Here is a 1747-nt window from a genome sequence, read left to right as displayed (position 1 = left end):
GGGATGTTTCCAATGGAGGACAGGAGCCGCCGATTATTGAACCAGTCGACCCATTTAAGTGTTGCCAGTTCAACAGCTTCCCTGTTTTTCCATGGCCCCTGCCGATAGATGAGTTCGGTTTTGTAAAGTCCGTTAATGGTCTCTGCCAAGGCGTTATCATAGGAATCCCCAACACTGCCGACAGAAGCAACGAGCCCCGCTTCAGCCAGTCTTTGCGTGTAGAGAATGGACACATATTGACAGCCGCGGTCGGAATGGTGGGTCACTTTTCCCTCAGGTCGCCTCTGGCACAGAGCCTGCTCGAGAGCATCCAGCACGAAGTCGGTACCCTCCAAATCTGCCTGTCGGCTTCACCAATTAAGCAGACAGGCAGTGCTCACCTCAAGTCAGACGAGGTGGTAAGCCTTCTGTTGTATTCCTCGTGAGGCTTCCCAAATTCATAGGAACTGCGTCTTTTAAGAAGGATCTGTCATGACCAGCCTGTTTGAGCCGATTGAACTGGGAAGCATTTACGCCAAAAACAGAATTCTCATGGCGCCGCTGACACGCGGTCGGAGCACCCGTGATCATGTGCCCACCCCCATCATGGCCGAATATTACGCGCAACGGGCCGGAGCCGGTCTGATCATCTCAGAAGCGACCGGGATCAGCCGCGAAGGTCTTGGCTGGCCGTATGCGCCGGGCCTGTGGTCGCAGGAACAGGTGGAAGCCTGGAAGCCCATCACCGCCGCAGTTCACGCCAAGGGCGGAAAGATTGTGGCCCAGCTCTGGCATATGGGTCGGATGGTTCATTCCAGCGTGACGGGCCAGCAACCTGTGTCCTGCTCGGCGACAAAAGCGCCTGAAGCCCTCCATACGTACGATGGCAAGCAGGCTCCCGAAGTCGCCCGCCCTCTCACCAAGGAGGACATTGCCCGCATCCTGAACGACTACGAAAATGCTGCTCGCAATGCCCTTCAGGCAGGCTTTGACGGTGTGCAGATTCATGCCGCCAACGGTTATCTGATCGACGAATTTCTGCGGGACGGCACCAATCATCGTTCCGACGAATATGGCGGTTCGCCGGAAAACCGCATCCGCTTCCTGCGTGAAGTCACCGAACGCGTGATCGCAACGATTGGCGCGCACAAAACGTCAGTAAGGCTGTCCCCCAATGGCGATACGCAGGGCTGCATCGACAGTCATCCAGGGCAGGTTTTTGTGCCGGCCGCAAAGCTGCTGAATGACCTCGATATCGCTTTCCTTGAACTGCGCGAGCCCGGACCGAACGGCACGTTCGGCAAGACCGACCAGCCCAAGCTGCATGGTCCGATCCGCGAAGTCTTCAGGAAGCCGCTGGTTCTGAATCAGGACTACACACGGGAAGAAGCGATCGAGACAGTCGCTACCGGTGTTGCGGACGCCATTGCGTTTGGTCGGCCTTTCCTCGCCAATCCGGACCTCGTGCGTCGTCTGGAAGACAATCTGCCCCAGAACAAGGACGATATCCGCACCTGGTACTCGCAGGGTGCAGAAGGCTATACGGATTATCCGCTTGCTCGCTGATACCCTATTTTTCCCGCAAGTTCCTTCCAATGGAAGGAACTTGCATTTGAACTATAGAAAATATTTAGCCGCCGACGTGATACTTGTCGTGAAGTAGGCGAAATCACCTGAATAGCTCTACTCCCTGCCATGAATGTGAACACTGCGAAAGGCTGTTTTCGGTAACTCTATCACGATAGCCGACTGTCTGTTTCCCCCCCCC

The 1747-nt window shown here is 55.8% G+C and carries 1 protein-coding gene and 1 pseudogene; one reads left to right on the top strand and one right to left on the bottom strand.

The window, feature by feature from the left end; all coding sequences use genetic code 11:
- A pseudogene (locus tag AD928_RS00245) lies at positions 1-326 on the bottom strand (integrase core domain-containing protein); the annotation flags it as partial.
- Between the two features lie 145 nt (positions 327-471).
- Here AD928_RS00245 and AD928_RS00240 point away from each other — a divergent pair.
- Complete coding sequence (locus tag AD928_RS00240; protein ID WP_062247339.1) at positions 472-1545, top strand: alkene reductase; 1074 nt, start codon at positions 472-474, stop codon at positions 1543-1545.
- Positions 1546-1747 lie beyond the last annotated feature (202 nt).

This window comes from Acetobacter cerevisiae, from assembly GCF_001580535.1.
Taxonomy (GTDB): domain Bacteria; phylum Pseudomonadota; class Alphaproteobacteria; order Acetobacterales; family Acetobacteraceae; genus Acetobacter; species Acetobacter cerevisiae.
This window is presented reverse-complemented; position numbering and strand designations above follow the sequence as displayed.